13 protein-coding genes are annotated in these 12,741 nt (G+C 67.4%); 6 read left to right on the top strand and 7 right to left on the bottom strand.

Annotated features, from left to right (window positions below; all coding sequences use genetic code 11):
* Positions 1 to 269: 269 nt before the first annotated feature.
* The 3 genes from C0R07_RS07585 to C0R07_RS07595 are packed head-to-tail and all read right to left on the bottom strand — an operon-like array spanning position 270 to position 1,863.
* Positions 270 to 617 (bottom strand): DUF6616 family protein, encoded by a 348-nt coding sequence (locus tag C0R07_RS07585; protein WP_019183559.1) that lies wholly within the window; start codon positions 615 to 617, stop codon positions 270 to 272.
* A gap of 14 nt (positions 618 to 631) precedes the next feature.
* On the bottom strand, positions 632 to 1,372 hold the full coding sequence (locus C0R07_RS07590; RefSeq protein ID WP_070472155.1) for a DNA alkylation repair protein: 741 nt from the start codon (positions 1,370 to 1,372) through the stop codon (positions 632 to 634).
* On the bottom strand, positions 1,369 to 1,863 hold the full coding sequence (locus C0R07_RS07595; protein WP_070472158.1) for a MarR family winged helix-turn-helix transcriptional regulator: 495 nt from the start codon (positions 1,861 to 1,863) through the stop codon (positions 1,369 to 1,371). The genes C0R07_RS07590 and C0R07_RS07595 overlap by 4 nt, the downstream gene beginning before the upstream one ends.
* Before the next feature lie 130 nt (positions 1,864 to 1,993).
* Between C0R07_RS07595 and C0R07_RS07600 the strand changes: the two genes are divergently transcribed.
* Positions 1,994 to 2,278, top strand: a complete 285-nt coding sequence (locus C0R07_RS07600; RefSeq protein WP_102788593.1) for a hypothetical protein — start codon at positions 1,994 to 1,996, stop codon at positions 2,276 to 2,278.
* 41 nt (positions 2,279 to 2,319) lie between these two features.
* On the opposite strand, the gene C0R07_RS07605 is transcribed toward C0R07_RS07600, so the two are convergent.
* Together C0R07_RS07605 and C0R07_RS07610 are read right to left on the bottom strand one after the other, a co-directional pair.
* A complete protein-coding gene (locus tag C0R07_RS07605) occupies positions 2,320 to 3,369 on the bottom strand; it encodes an LLM class oxidoreductase (RefSeq protein WP_217350015.1) in 1,050 nt (349 codons plus the stop codon).
* Between the two features lie 16 nt (positions 3,370 to 3,385).
* Positions 3,386 to 4,021 (bottom strand): glutathione S-transferase family protein, encoded by a 636-nt coding sequence (locus C0R07_RS07610; RefSeq protein ID WP_070472164.1) that lies wholly within the window; start codon positions 4,019 to 4,021, stop codon positions 3,386 to 3,388.
* 166 nt (positions 4,022 to 4,187) lie between these two features.
* Between C0R07_RS07610 and C0R07_RS07615 the strand changes: the two genes are divergently transcribed.
* Positions 4,188 to 5,087, top strand: a complete 900-nt coding sequence (locus tag C0R07_RS07615) for a LysR substrate-binding domain-containing protein (RefSeq protein ID WP_070472167.1) — start codon at positions 4,188 to 4,190, stop codon at positions 5,085 to 5,087.
* A gap of 96 nt (positions 5,088 to 5,183) precedes the next feature.
* On the opposite strand, the gene groL is transcribed toward C0R07_RS07615, so the two are convergent.
* Both groL and C0R07_RS07630 read right to left on the bottom strand, forming a co-directional pair.
* A complete protein-coding gene (gene groL / locus C0R07_RS07625; protein WP_019183552.1) occupies positions 5,184 to 6,833 on the bottom strand; it encodes a chaperonin GroEL in 1,650 nt (549 codons plus the stop codon).
* Positions 6,834 to 6,924: 91 nt separating this feature from the next.
* Positions 6,925 to 7,212 (bottom strand): co-chaperone GroES, encoded by a 288-nt coding sequence (locus C0R07_RS07630; protein WP_019183551.1) that lies wholly within the window; start codon positions 7,210 to 7,212, stop codon positions 6,925 to 6,927.
* Positions 7,213 to 7,505: 293 nt separating this feature from the next.
* On the opposite strand from C0R07_RS07630, the gene C0R07_RS07635 reads away from it, so the two are divergent.
* From C0R07_RS07635 to C0R07_RS07650, 4 genes are all read left to right on the top strand, one after another.
* Entirely contained in the window at positions 7,506 to 9,293 is a 1,788-nt protein-coding gene (locus C0R07_RS07635; protein ID WP_102788595.1) for an endonuclease, read from the top strand.
* A gap of 72 nt (positions 9,294 to 9,365) precedes the next feature.
* On the top strand, positions 9,366 to 9,704 hold the full coding sequence (gene cutA / locus C0R07_RS07640; RefSeq protein ID WP_102788596.1) for a divalent-cation tolerance protein CutA: 339 nt from the start codon (positions 9,366 to 9,368) through the stop codon (positions 9,702 to 9,704).
* Positions 9,704 to 12,064 carry a protein-disulfide reductase DsbD domain-containing protein gene (locus C0R07_RS07645; RefSeq protein WP_174704348.1) on the top strand — a complete coding sequence of 787 codons (2,361 nt, stop codon included), beginning with the start codon at positions 9,704 to 9,706 and terminating at the stop codon, positions 12,062 to 12,064. The genes cutA and C0R07_RS07645 overlap by 1 nt, the downstream gene beginning before the upstream one ends.
* Complete coding sequence (locus tag C0R07_RS07650; protein WP_070426064.1) at positions 12,061 to 12,621, top strand: TlpA family protein disulfide reductase; 561 nt, start codon at positions 12,061 to 12,063, stop codon at positions 12,619 to 12,621. Before C0R07_RS07645 ends, C0R07_RS07650 begins: the two co-directional genes overlap by 4 nt.
* The last annotated feature ends 120 nt before the right edge of the window (positions 12,622 to 12,741 follow it).

Here is a 12,741-nt window from a genome sequence, read left to right on the forward strand (position 1 = left end):
GGAAAACTCCTTGGAAGTGGGGGTCCCCAGCGCGGCGGCAACAAAAAAGCCGCCAGGTGCGCTGGCGGCTTTCGGGAATGCGTCTGAAGGTTTCTTCAGGGTGAGCGCATGCCTTCCTCCGCCGGTGGCTTCGGAAAGTAATACCAAAAGTAGGAATTGGCGGGGCGTGCGTTCATTGGGGAGTATTGATAACACAGGGGTTTGGAGGTGCCAACTGTTTCATTCGCAACTGCGGCATCGGTTCAGGCCCCTCCCCGCGAGCGGTGCGCTCACCCCCGCGGCAACGCCGCCAGCTCGGCCAGGTGCTGCTGCAGCGTGCCTGCTGCCCCCACCGCGTGCGTCGTGGTGAAGTACTCGTGCCACCCGGTAGCGCCGATCGCGGCCAGCAAGGCATCGGCATCGAGCCGTTCGGCGCACTGCCACACCGCATAGAACTGCTCGGCCGTGGTGTGCGGAACGTCCTGTTCGATGCGGCCCATCGCCACCGGCGTGATGCGGGCCGGATCCACGTGCTGCATGCCGGCGCCGATGCGGGCGAAGAACGCCCCGCGCGACACCGGGTCCAGCGCGGTCCAGGCGGGGGTGGCGGTGTAGAGCTCGATCAACATGTGCGACATGGCATTCCTTGAGGTCAGAGCGAGCGCAGTGCGCGCTTGCGGATATAGGTGTTGGCCGGATCATCGGCGTGGTGCTGCTGCCATTCGCTGCACAGCGCGCGGACCCAGTCAGGCTGGCTTTTGCCCGCATCGTTCAGCCAGTTGCCGACCGAATCCTGCACGTAGCGCGAGGCATCGCAGCACAGCGCCTGCAGCAGCGGCAGGGCGTGCTGTGGTTCCTGCTTGAACAGCGCGATGTGGGCTGCCCAAACACCCCGCGGTCGCAGCGCTTCGCAGGCGAAGCGGCGCACGTTGGGCGAGGCGTCGGTGGTCCAGCCGTGCACGTGCGTGAGCACCCGCAGCGGTTCGGACACGATATGCGGACGCACGGCCAGCCACGCCCACTCGCGCACGCCGAAGTGTGCGTCATCGGCCAGCGCGCGCAGCGCATCCAGCTTGTGCTCCAGTGACAACCCCGGGTCGCTACCAATCAGATAGCAGGCCCAGCCACGTACCGTGTCACTGGCATGGCGCGACCACCGCGCGTGATCGCCGTGTCCGTGCACGCGCAGCAGCGTGGCGGCGCCCTGCATGCGCAGGGTGATGCCGCGCTTGGCAGCGTTGCGCATCGGGGTGATCGCCGACGCGGGCAAATCAGGGGCGACATTGGCCATCAGCTTGGCGAAATCGACGGCCAGCACTTCGGTCAGATGCGTGGCTTCGGCTTCACCGCGATCCAGCTGTCCGCGTCGCTCGCGGGTGACGGGCGGTTTCATGCGGCACGTCCTGCGTCAGTGCGCGACCACACGCGTTGCAACAGCGTGCTAAGCGTGCGCCGTTCCCTGGGGCTGATGTCGGCGAACAGCGAGGCGATCCAGTCGGTCTGCTGGTCGAACAGTTGCGCAGCGAGTGCCTGACCCGCCGGGGTCAGCCGTACATGGATGCGGCGTTTGTCATCCGGATCACTGTGGCGGCTCACCAGGTGTTCGCGCTCCAGGCCATCCAGCAGGCCGGTAACGGTGGCACGGGTGACGCCGGCGCGCTCGGCCAATTGGTGGGGCGACAAGGCCGTATCCGCACCGCGCAGCAGGAACAGGAGCACGAAACGCCCTTCGCTCAGGCCCAGCGGTGCCAGACGACTCGCGCAGTCCTGGTCGATCGCGCTGGCCAGCGACAGCACCTGGAAACACAGCGCCAATTCCCCCGTATCCGGCTGGCCACGTCGCGCCAGTTCGGTCAGGAAAGCCTGGTGTTTGATTTCCAGCATGCAGGCGGATCCGGAATAGTACGGCGGCTAACTATACCGCTCCTGCGACTTGTCTGACACCCCGCCGCGCTTTACCTCGCCCCGATGACAGGCGAAGATCCGGGCCAGGATCAACCACAAGGATGCGTAGATGACCCCTTCCCAAGCTGACGCGATCGCCGAGGCCATCCTGCGGCCGGACGACAAGCGCGAGGCCGTCCAGCAACGTCAGCGTGCGCAGGCGCAGCACCTGGCGCGGCAACGCGTTGCCGCCGCCGTCAGCCTGGTCGGCATGGCGCTCGGCGCGGCGGCAGCGATATGGCTGCCCATGGCGTACGCGCAGGGAATGTTGGTGGGCGGCGCACTGTCCTTCCTGCTTGCGCATCTCGGCCTCGCTTGGCGCGAGCGTCGGCGCGCGGGGCGTTCTCCGGCCTGACACATGCCGCGCCGCCCCGCATGGCGGAGCGGAGGGCATGCCTACCAGCGCGTGCCGGCCGGCAGCGCCCCGTCATGCGAAGGAAAAAACGGCAGTACGTACTCGGCCAGTTCCTGCAGCACCTCGCCCGCCGGGCGCTGCGAGAACTGGATGCCCAGCGCAGCATGGTTCACGCCGGCACGCTGCCACTCGCCCAGCAGATCGATCAATCCGTTGCGGCCGGTTCTCAGCGTGTAGCCGCTATTGAGCGGCGTGCGGGGATGGTTCGGGTCCTCGACCAGATCCAGCCATTCGTTGGTGACATGCGGGCGGAAGCCACCGTCGGGGATGAGACGGCGCCATGCCTGGATCTTGTCGGCCAGGCGCCGCGGTCCGCCCGCGTGATGGGTTGCCTCGGGATAGGTCAGCCAACCATCGGCATGCTGCCCGACCCAGTCCAGTGTCTGGCGCGAGGTGCCGGTCACCAGCAGGGGAATCGCCCCGGCCACCGGCTTGGGCAACAGCTCTACGCCCTGCAGCGCGCCCAGTGGCGAGTCGATATGCAAGGGACCGTGCTGCATCAGCTGCCTGACGTACAGCACCGAATCGGCGAAGCGGTGGCCGCGGTCGGCATGCTCCAGACCGTACGCGGGGAACTCGACCGGACGATCGCCGGAGGCGATGCCCAGCACCAGGCGCCCACCGGACAGCTGGTCGATGGTGGTGGCCGACTTGGCCAGATCGATCGGGTGGCGCAGCGAGAAGATCGCACTGCCCGTGGCCAGCGCCAGCCGCTTCGTGCGTGCCGCCAGGAAGGCCAGATAGGTAAACGGATCGAACACCTGCCCGGCATCGCCGAACAGAGGATCGAACAGCGGCACATCGCGCACCCAGGCCGCAGCGAAGCCGTCACGGTCGAGCTGGCTCACCAGATCCGCCTGCCCGGCCAGCACCTGCATGTCGCCTTGATAGAAGCGCAGGGGCAGGAACACACCCAGCGTCAGCGCCCCCTCGCGGAACATGCGCTGGTAACCGGCATGGCGGGCGAACGTCGGTGCGGATGCGCCGGTCAGTGGCGCCTGCATCGGGGTGATATCAGTCAACAGGGTCATCGTGGTCGTTCCTGGGTCAGGGGCCGGTGGCCGGTTCGGGGAGCAGCACCCCACGCTGTACGGCGGGCCGCTGCGACATGCGCGCGTGCCACGCACTCAGGTGCGGGTAGGCGCTGAAATCGAAGCCGATGAGCCGGGCGATATGGGTCCAGCCATAGCCGGCGATATCGGCGATGGAGTACGCCTCGCCTGCCAGCCATGAGCGGCCTGTGAGGCGCTGGTCCAGGGTGGCGAAGAACTCGGCGCTCAGGCGCCGGTAGCGTTCGATGGCGGGTGCGTAGGGCGCGTCGGCGAACATCTCGAAGTGCACGCGCTGCCCAAGGATCGGCCCGACGCTGGCCGAGTGGAACATCAACCAGGTGATGGCCTCCGAGCGCGAGCGTGGCGCGTCGGGCAACAGCCGTCCGCTCTGCTCGGCCAGATACAGCAGGATGGCGGCGGATTCGAACACGGTGATACCCGTCGCCTCGTCGACCAGCACCGGAATGCGGCCATGCGGATGCAGTTGCAGGAAATCGGGATGGCGGTGCTCACCTTCGTCGATGCGCACGTGATGCAGTACGTAAGGGAGGCCGAGTTCTTCCAGCGCGATGGTGATCTTGAAGCCGTTGGGCGAGCTGTCGGTGTACAGGTGCAGCGAAACGGGGGACACAGCGGTCTCCTTGGCAGGCGGAACAGCGGGCGGGGGTCGCGTAGCAGGGCTGGATCAATGCAGCTGGACTAAACGACATCGATTCAACATGATCACGATGCTACGCAGGCCAACGCGCTCTGTAGAACGATTCTTCCTGCACTGCCAAGAGAGAAAATCTAAGGTCATGAGCGCCGTCCTTCCCCTGCTCGCACTGCGCGCCTTCGTCGAAACCGGTCGTCATGGCAGCCTCAAGGCCGCTGCTGCGGTCATGGGGGTCACGCCGGGGGCGATCAGCCAGCAGCTCAAACTGCTGCAGGCACGCACCGGCGTTGTGCTGTTCACCCGCACCCCTCACGGGGTCGCACTGACCCCGGCCGGCACACAGGTGCACCCTGCCCTGCTGCGCGCGTTCGATCAGATCCAGGACAGCATGGCCACGCTGGACGCCATCCACGCGCGGCAGACCCTCACCCTCAGCACCGTGCCCAGCTTCGCCGCCTCTTGGCTGGTGCCACGGCTGGGCCGGTTCACCGAACGCCACCCGGCGATCGAAGTGCGTGTGGAGGCCTCATCGGCGCTGGCGAATCTGCGTCGCGATCGCATCGACATCGCCATCCGCCACGGTCTCGGCGAGTATCCCGGCCTGGTCTCACGCCCGCTGGCGGCGCCGGTGCTGTTGCCGGTGGCCTGCCCGGCACTGCTCGCCGACGGTCCACCCATCCACTCGGCGGTGGACTGCCTGCAGTACCCGCTGCTGCAGGATTCAGACCGCAGTGACTGGTCGCTGTGGCTCCGCGCGCTCGGCCTGCCATCCGATCCGCGCATCGAACGTGGCCCGGCGTTCGATGATGACGTGTTGCTGATCCGCGCCGCAGAAGCGGGCCAGGGCATCGCGCTGGTGCGTGACCTGTATGTGGAATCCGAAGTCGCCAGCGGACGGCTGGCCGTCGTACTGGATCAGCCGTGGCCGACGCGGTTTGCGTACTACGCCGTCACCCTGCCCGGCGCCGAGGAGACCCCGGCCATCGCGGCATTCCTGCGCTGGCTGGAGGATGAGATCCAGGCGCCGACCAGCGCGCTGTGAGCCCGTGATGCGCGCACAAAAAAACCCCGCCTTCCGGCGGGGTTTTTCGTACTGCGGTGGCGGATGGCAGGTGCCGACCGATGGCCGGCCTCTACATCAGAAGTCCATGCCGCCCATGCCACCCATACCGCCCATGCCGCCGCCAGCTGCGCCAGCGCCGTCATCCTTCTTCGGGGCTTCGGCAACCATCGCTTCGGTGGTGATCATCAGGCCAGCGATCGAGGCAGCGTTCTGCAGCGCCGAACGGGTGACCTTGGTCGGGTCCAGGATGCCGAATTCCAGCATGTCGCCGAACTCGCCGGTGGCGGCGTTGTAGCCGAAGCTGCCGGTGCCTTCCTTGACCTTGTTGACGATCACGGACGGCTCTTCGCCAGCATTGGCCACGATTTCGCGCAGCGGGGCTTCCATCGCGCGCAGGGCGATCTGGATGCCGTGGTTCTGGTCTTCGTTGGCACCCTTCAGGCCGCTCAGCGCGGTGACCGCACGGACCAGGGCAACGCCGCCGCCCGGGACCACGCCTTCTTCAACGGCTGCACGGGTCGCGTGCAGGGCGTCGTCGACGCGATCCTTCTTTTCCTTCATTTCGATTTCGGTCGAGGCACCGACCTTGATCACGGCAACGCCGCCGGCCAGCTTGGCCACGCGTTCCTGCAGCTTTTCACGGTCGTAATCGGACGAGGTGTCTTCGATCTGGGTCTTGATCTGGGTGACACGCGCTTCGATGTTGGCCTTCTCGCCGGCGCCATCGATGATCGTGGTGTTTTCCTTGGAGACCTGCACCTTCTTGGCGCGGCCCAGGTCCTTGATCGTCGCCTTTTCCAGCGACAGACCGATTTCCTCGGAGATCACGGTGCCGCCGGTCAGCACGGCCATGTCTTCCAGCATCGCCTTGCGACGATCGCCGAAGCCCGGTGCCTTGACGGCCACGACCTTGACGATGCCACGGATGGTGTTGACCACCAGGGTCGCCAGCGCTTCGCCTTCGATGTCTTCGGCGATGATCAGCAGCGGCTTGCCGGCCTTGGCGACGCCTTCCAGCACGGGCAGCAGGTCGCGCACGTTGGAGATCTTCTTGTCGTGCAGCAGCACGTACGGATCATCCAGGTCAGCGGTCTGCGACTGCTGGTTGTTGATGAAGTACGGGGACAGGTAGCCACGGTCGAACTGCATGCCTTCGACGACGTCCAGCTCGTTGTCCAGGCCCGAGCCTTCTTCAACGGTGATGACGCCTTCCTTGGTCACGCGGCGCATCGCTTCGGCGATGATGTTGCCGATCGACTCGTCCGAGTTGGCCGAGATCGTGCCGACCTGGGCAATGGCCTTGTCGTCAGCGGTCGGCTTGGAGATGTTCTTCAGCTCGGCGACGGCGGCGATCACGGCCTTGTCGATACCGCGCTTGAGGTCCATCGGGTTCATGCCGGCAGCAACGGCCTTGGCGCCTTCGCGGATCAGGGCCTGGGCCAGCACGGTGGCAGTGGTGGTGCCGTCGCCGGCGTCATCGTTGGTGCGCGACGCGACTTCCTTCACCATCTGCGCGCCCATGTTCTCGAACTTGTCAGCCAGTTCGATTTCCTTGGCGACAGAGACGCCGTCCTTGGTGATGGTCGGCGCGCCGAAGCTCTTTTCGAGCACGACGTTGCGGCCCTTCGGGCCCAGGGTAGCCTTGACGGCATTGGCGAGAACGTTGACGCCGCGAACCATGCGGGCGCGAGCGTCTTCACCGAAACGAATATCTTTGGCAGCCATTGCGATTACCTTTTTATGTAGAGCCGGGCAATGCCCGGCTGCTTGAACGGGAGGAAGTGCGGAAGCGCCGGCACGGGGCCGGCCGCATCACTCAGCCGACGATGGCGAGGATGTCGTCTTCGCGCAGGACCTTGAACTCGACGCCTTCGGACTTGTAGCTGCTGCCGGCGTACTGGCCGTAGATGACCTTGTCACCGACCTTCAGCGACGGCGCGCGCACGCTGCCGTTGTCCAGGGGCTTGCCCGGGCCGACGGCCACGACTTCACCCTTGGTCGACTTTTCCTTGGCGGAATCCGGGATCACGATGCCGCCGGACGAGATTTCGTCGGCTTCGATCGGCTTGACTACGACGCGGTCATGAAGCGGCTTGATGCTCATGTGAGACCCTTTTAAGTTGTTGATTGGTCTAGGAAAGTCTGGCGATGTTAGCACTCGCACAGGGCGACTGCCAGCCACGCTCACGAAAAAACCCGACGGTGCGGGACAGAGCAGAGATGGTGCTGGCCCCTGCCCTTTCAAGGGCAGCCGATCGGATTTTTTTGCCGGCCGGTCGTCGGACGTGAATGTTTGACGCAGTTCTCAGTGCGAAAGGTCGAATCCGACAGGGTGGCGGATGTGTCATCTGGATTGCGTAGATTCGAGCGGCACTGACCAATCACAAGGAGCCGTAGATGAGGTTGCTGACGCCGCTGTCCCTGGCCTGCCTGCTGGTACTGGCCACCAGCCCGGCCCGGGCCGATGTATTCATCAATGAACTGCATTACGACGACAGCACCCCGGCCGGGGATGTCGGCGAGGCGATCGAGGTGGTCGCCACCGCCGGTGAGGACCTGTCCGGCTACCGGCTCTACCTCTACAACGGCAGCAATCCCTCGGCCGCCGCGGTCTACGCCAATAACGCGGTCCCGGCCGGCACCGCCAGCTGCGGCAGCGCGCGGCTGGCCACGGTCAGCTACCCGACCAACGGCCTCCAGAACGGGCCCAACGATGGCATCGCCCTGGTCGATGCCAGCGGCAAGGTGGTCCAGTTCCTCAGCTACGAGGGCACCATCACCGCGGCCGGGGGACCCGCGGCGGGCCTGACCAGCCAGAACCTCCCGGTCAGCGAGACCAACAGCACCGCCCCGGGCACCTCCCTGCAGCTGACCGGCACCGGCAGCCAGGACGCGCATTTCACCTGGGCCGAATCGGCCGGGCAGACCTTCGGCGCCTGCAACCACGGCCAGAGCTTCAGCGGCGGCGGCGGCCCGACCGGCCCGAATACCGCGACCTCGGTCACGGCGACCACCCCCGAACAGGGCGCCAGCACGTTCCCGGCCGCGGCCGACCTGGGCGTCACCTTCAGTGAGCCGGTCACCCTCTCCAGCGGCGCGTTCGCGCTGAGCTGCGGCCAGTCCGGCACGGTCGCGCTGAGCCATCCGACCACCGGTACCCGCTTCACGCTGGCCACCCACACCGCGCTGGTGGCGGGGGAAGCCTGCCGCTTCGATATCCGCGCCACCCGCGTGAAGGATGCCCAGGGCGCGCGCCCGGCCGCCGATACCCGCATCGCGTTCACCGTGGCCACCGCCACCACGCCCGACCCGGGCAATCCGGGCAACCCCGGCGAGTACTACGCGAAGGTGAACACCTCCAGCCCCAGCCAGCTGCGCTGCTCGCTGCACGAGACCATCAAGGGGCACACCGCGTATCCGTACAGCGGCTCGGGCACCAGCACCTGGACGATCCTGGAGATCGCCGACGAAGATCCCAACAACAGCGGCAACATCCTCGATGCCTACCGCAACCGCAGCTACACCAAGGTCAGCGGGCGCGCCGGCACCGGCAGCGGGCTGACCTACAACCGCGAGCACACCTGGCCCAACTCACTGGGCTTTGCCAGCACCAACGGCGACAAGGGCCTGCCCTACGCGCCGTATACCGACACCCACATGCTGTACCTGACCGATGCGCAGTGGAATGCGGACCGCGGCAACAAGCCCTATGCCAAATGCGACAGCAACTGCGGTGAGCGTGCGACCGAATCCAACAACGGGTCCGGCGGCGGCAGCGGCGGCTACCCGGGTACCTCCAACTGGGTGCGCACGCCCGATGGCAATGGCGGCTCGTTCGAAGTGTGGGGCCATCGCAAGGGCGATATGGCGCGTGCGGTGATGTACATGGCGATCCGTTATGAAGGCGGTAAAGATGCGAAAACCGGCCAGTCCGAGCCCGATCTGGAGCTGACCGACGACCGCAGCAAGATCGTCAAAACGTCGGCCTCGCCTGCTTACATGGGCCTGCTCTCGACCCTGATCGACTGGCACCTTGCTGACCCGCCGGATGCGGCAGAACGTGCTCGCAACGAGGTGATCTTCAGTTTCCAGGGCAACCGCAATCCGTTCATCGACCACCCCGAATGGGCCACCCCGGCCCTGTTCACCTCGGCCAGGCCGGCCACCTGCCAGCTGGCCAACTGAACCCGGCCGACCGGCGCCCCCTCGCGGCGCCGGTCGGACCATTGGCCTCCAGCGGTCCTATACTCGGCGGTCATGTCGATTGCCGATCCCGTCTTCGTGCTGTTCACCACCTGCCCCGACGTGGCCTGCGCCACGCGGCTGGCACATGCGCTGGTGGACGAACGCCTGGCCGCGTGCGTGACGCGCCTGGACGGGGCGCACTCGACCTACCGTTGGCAGGCCGAGGTCACCGAGGACCATGAGGTCCAACTGGTGATCAAGACCACCGGCAGCCGCCTGGATGCCGCGATCGCGCGCGTGCAGGCCCTGCATCCGTATGAACTCCCCGAGTGCATCGCGGTCGAAACCCGCGCCGGCCTGCCGGCGTACCTGGATTGGATTCGGGCGCAGACCCGTGAGGAAAGTGATTGATGACGCTGTTTCGTCGTGTTGCCGCGCTGTGCGCGTTGCTCGTGGTCTCCCTGCCGGCCTGGGCCGTCAGTGAAAAAGACCTGCTCCCGGTCGATGAGGCCTTCGGGCTTACTGCGCAGGCGCGTGACCGCGATCGCGTGGAGATCAGCTGGAAGATCGCCCCGGGCTATTACCTGTATCGCCACCGCACCACGGTCAAGGCCGAGGCCGGCTTCGATGCCGAGGCGCTGCAGCTGCCGGCCGGCAAGAAGCACCACGATGACTTCTTCGGCGAGGTGGAGACCTACCGCGAGCGCCTGACCGGTGTCCTGCCCGGCAAGGCCGCCGACGGCGCCGACACCGTCACGCTGGAAGTGCGCTACCAGGGCTGCGCCGATGCTGGCGTGTGCTACCCGCCGCAGAAGCGCACGCTGCAGGTGAAACTGCCGGGCGGTGGCAGCGGCGCGGCCAGCACCGCCCCGGCTGCCGCCAGCGCTGCTGCCTCCCCGTTCAACAACCCGCTGGCCGGCAACACCGGCACCGGCCTGCGCCTGCCCGGCACCAGCACCACCCAGGCGCTGCCGCTACCCTCCGAGCGCGCGTTCGGCTTCGATGCGATCGTCGGCGATGGCAATACCGTGCTGCTGCGTTTCACCCCGGCGCCGGGCTACTACCTGTATCGCGACCGCACCTCGCTGGCGCTGGAAGGCGCCCCGGGCATCCGCGCGGACAAGCCCAAGTGGCCGGCTGCCAAATCGCACCGCGATGAACACTTCGGCGATGTCGCGGTGTATTTCGACCAGATCGATGTACCGCTGCCCCTGCGCCGCAGCACCGCCGGTGCGACCGACGCCACGCTGGTGATCACCTTCCAGGGCTGCCAGACCGATGGCATCTGCTACCCGCCGATGACGCGCCGGGTGAAGCTGGCGCTGCCGGCCGGCACGATCAACGCCAAGGCCGATGAGGTCGCGCAGAAGACCGAGGTCATCGCCCCACTGCCCAATCGCGACAAGCGCGACCAGGCCCGCAGCGACGCCGGCAGCCAGCCGATGCTGATCCGCCCGAACGAACCGGCGCTGGCCGTGCCCGGCGATACCGCCACCCCGCCCGATGCCAGTGCCGACAACGCGCAGCGCACCCCGCCGCCGGTGGCACCGGCCGCCGCGCCCGGCAACCTGCTGGTGCTGCTGCTGTTCGCCGTGGCCGGTGGCCTGATCCTCAACCTGATGCCGTGCGTGCTGCCGATCCTGTCGCTGAAGGTGCTGGGCGTGGCGCAGAGTGGCGAGAGCCGCCAGCGCGCGCGCAGCCATGCGCTCTGGTACACCGCCGGCGTGCTGGTGGCCTTCGCTGCCATCGGCGCCCTGGTGATCGCGCTGCGGGCGGCCGGCCAGGCCGCGGGATGGGGCTTCCAGTTGCAGCACCCGTGGTTCATCGCCGCGCTGGTGTACCTGATGTTCGCCGTGGGCCTGAGCCTGTCGGGCGTGTTCACCCTCGGCGGCAGCCTGGGTGGCATGGGCCAGTCGCTGGCCTCGCGCAGCGGTCCGGTCGGCGATTTCTTCACCGGCGTGCTCGCCTGCGTGGTGGCCAGCCCGTGCGTGGCTCCGTTCATGGGGCCGGCCCTGGCCTACGCCTTCGCGGCACCCGGCCTGCAGGCGATGCTGGTGTTCCTGGCGCTCGGCCTGGGTCTGGCGCTGCCATTCCTGCTGATCGGCTTCGTGCCCTCGCTGGCGCGCCGCCTGCCGCGCCCCGGTGCGTGGATGGAAACCCTCAAGCTGGTGCTGGCCTTCCCGATGTACGGCACCGCGATCTGGCTGCTGTGGGTGCTGGGCAAGCAGCGCGGCGTGGACGCCATGGCGCTGGTGCTGGGCGGCCTGGTGATCCTGTCGCTGGCCCTGTGGTGGTTCGAACGCAGCCGCTGGCGCAGCCAGCGCGTGGGCGGCCTGCTGGCCCTGCTGTTGGTGCTCGGCGCGCTGTACCCGATCTGGGGCGTGACCCGCCTGGATCCGCCGGCCAAGGCCGCACAGTCGGCCAGCGACAACGTGGTGGAGTACTCGCCGCAGATGCTGGACCGCCTGCGCCAGGACAACCGCGTGGTGTTCGTCAACATGACCGCCGACTGGTGCGTGACCTGCAAGGCCAACGAGCGCGCGGTGCTGGGCACCGACGCCTTCCGCGATACGTTGCGGCGGACCAACGCGGTCTACATGCGCGGCGACTACACCAATGTCGACCCGCAGATCACCGCCTTCCTGGATGAGCACAAGGCCGTCGGCGTGCCGCTGTACGTGGTCTACGGCCCGGGCGCCCCGCCCACCGTGCTGCCGACCGTGCTGACCCAGGCGCTGGTGGAAGAAGCGCTGCTGCGGACCGCGCGATGAGCCTGCGGCCACCACGGCGGACGGTCGTGGTGGTCGTGATCGCGGCCGTGCTGGGCATCGGCGCCGGCGTCTGGTTCGCCGGGCATGACGAGCGCCCGGCCACTGCCCCGCCACCGCCACGGCCGGCGGTGGTCGCGGCCCAACCGGGGGATCCGATGCCGGCGATCACCCTGCCGGACCTCCAAGGGAAACCGCAGGACCTGGCCAGCTTCCACGGGCGTCCGCTGCTGATCAATGTCTGGGCCAGCTGGTGCGGCCCCTGCGTGGAGGAAATGCCCGCGCTGACCGCCTTTGCCGATGCCCAGGGCGCTACCGGCGTGCAGGTGCTCGGGCTGGCGCTGGATACGCCCGAGGGCGTGCGCGATTTCCTGACCCGCGTACCGGTCGCCTATCCGATCGTGCTCGATACCCCCGGGCCGGCCGATGCCAGCGTGCGGCTGGGCAATGCGCAGGGGCTGCTGCCGTATTCCGTGCTGATCGACGCGCAGGGGCGCATCGTGAAACAGAAGCTGGGGCCGTTTGCGGCCGGCGAAATCGAGGCCTGGGCAACGCCCTGACGCGCTTGGGCGAAGTGGCTGTTTGATCGGGGGCCCTACGGGCCCGACCTGGGCTATTGACCGCCTCCGGCCTGCGCCCAACAATGACGAGATCCATTCTCATCCACCGCCGGGCGCGCT

Origin of the sequence: Stenotrophomonas bentonitica (assembly GCF_002887735.1) — a bacterium.
In the GTDB taxonomy this organism is placed as follows: Bacteria; Pseudomonadota; Gammaproteobacteria; order Xanthomonadales; family Xanthomonadaceae; genus Stenotrophomonas; species Stenotrophomonas bentonitica_A.

What these genes read in the sequence shown, in the direction of transcription:
- C0R07_RS07585 (WP_019183559.1), bottom strand. Translation starts at nt 617, where the DNA reads ATGTCGCACATGTTGATCGAGCTCTACACCGCCACCCCCGCCTGGACC.
- C0R07_RS07590 (WP_070472155.1), bottom strand. Translation starts at nt 1,372, where the DNA reads ATGAAACCGCCCGTCACCCGCGAGCGACGCGGACAGCTGGATCGCGGT.
- C0R07_RS07595 (WP_070472158.1), bottom strand. Translation starts at nt 1,863, where the DNA reads ATGCTGGAAATCAAACACCAGGCTTTCCTGACCGAACTGGCGCGACGT.
- C0R07_RS07600 (WP_102788593.1), top strand. Translation starts at nt 1,994, where the DNA reads ATGACCCCTTCCCAAGCTGACGCGATCGCCGAGGCCATCCTGCGGCCG.
- C0R07_RS07605 (WP_217350015.1), bottom strand. Translation starts at nt 3,369, where the DNA reads ATGACCCTGTTGACTGATATCACCCCGATGCAGGCGCCACTGACCGGC.
- C0R07_RS07615 (WP_070472167.1), top strand. Translation starts at nt 4,188, where the DNA reads ATGAGCGCCGTCCTTCCCCTGCTCGCACTGCGCGCCTTCGTCGAAACC.
- groL (WP_019183552.1), bottom strand. Translation starts at nt 6,833, where the DNA reads ATGGCTGCCAAAGATATTCGTTTCGGTGAAGACGCTCGCGCCCGCATG.
- C0R07_RS07630 (WP_019183551.1), bottom strand. Translation starts at nt 7,212, where the DNA reads ATGAGCATCAAGCCGCTTCATGACCGCGTCGTAGTCAAGCCGATCGAA.
- C0R07_RS07635 (WP_102788595.1), top strand. Translation starts at nt 7,506, where the DNA reads ATGAGGTTGCTGACGCCGCTGTCCCTGGCCTGCCTGCTGGTACTGGCC.
- cutA (WP_102788596.1), top strand. Translation starts at nt 9,366, where the DNA reads ATGTCGATTGCCGATCCCGTCTTCGTGCTGTTCACCACCTGCCCCGAC.
- C0R07_RS07645 (WP_174704348.1), top strand. Translation starts at nt 9,704, where the DNA reads ATGACGCTGTTTCGTCGTGTTGCCGCGCTGTGCGCGTTGCTCGTGGTC.
- C0R07_RS07650 (WP_070426064.1), top strand. Translation starts at nt 12,061, where the DNA reads ATGAGCCTGCGGCCACCACGGCGGACGGTCGTGGTGGTCGTGATCGCG.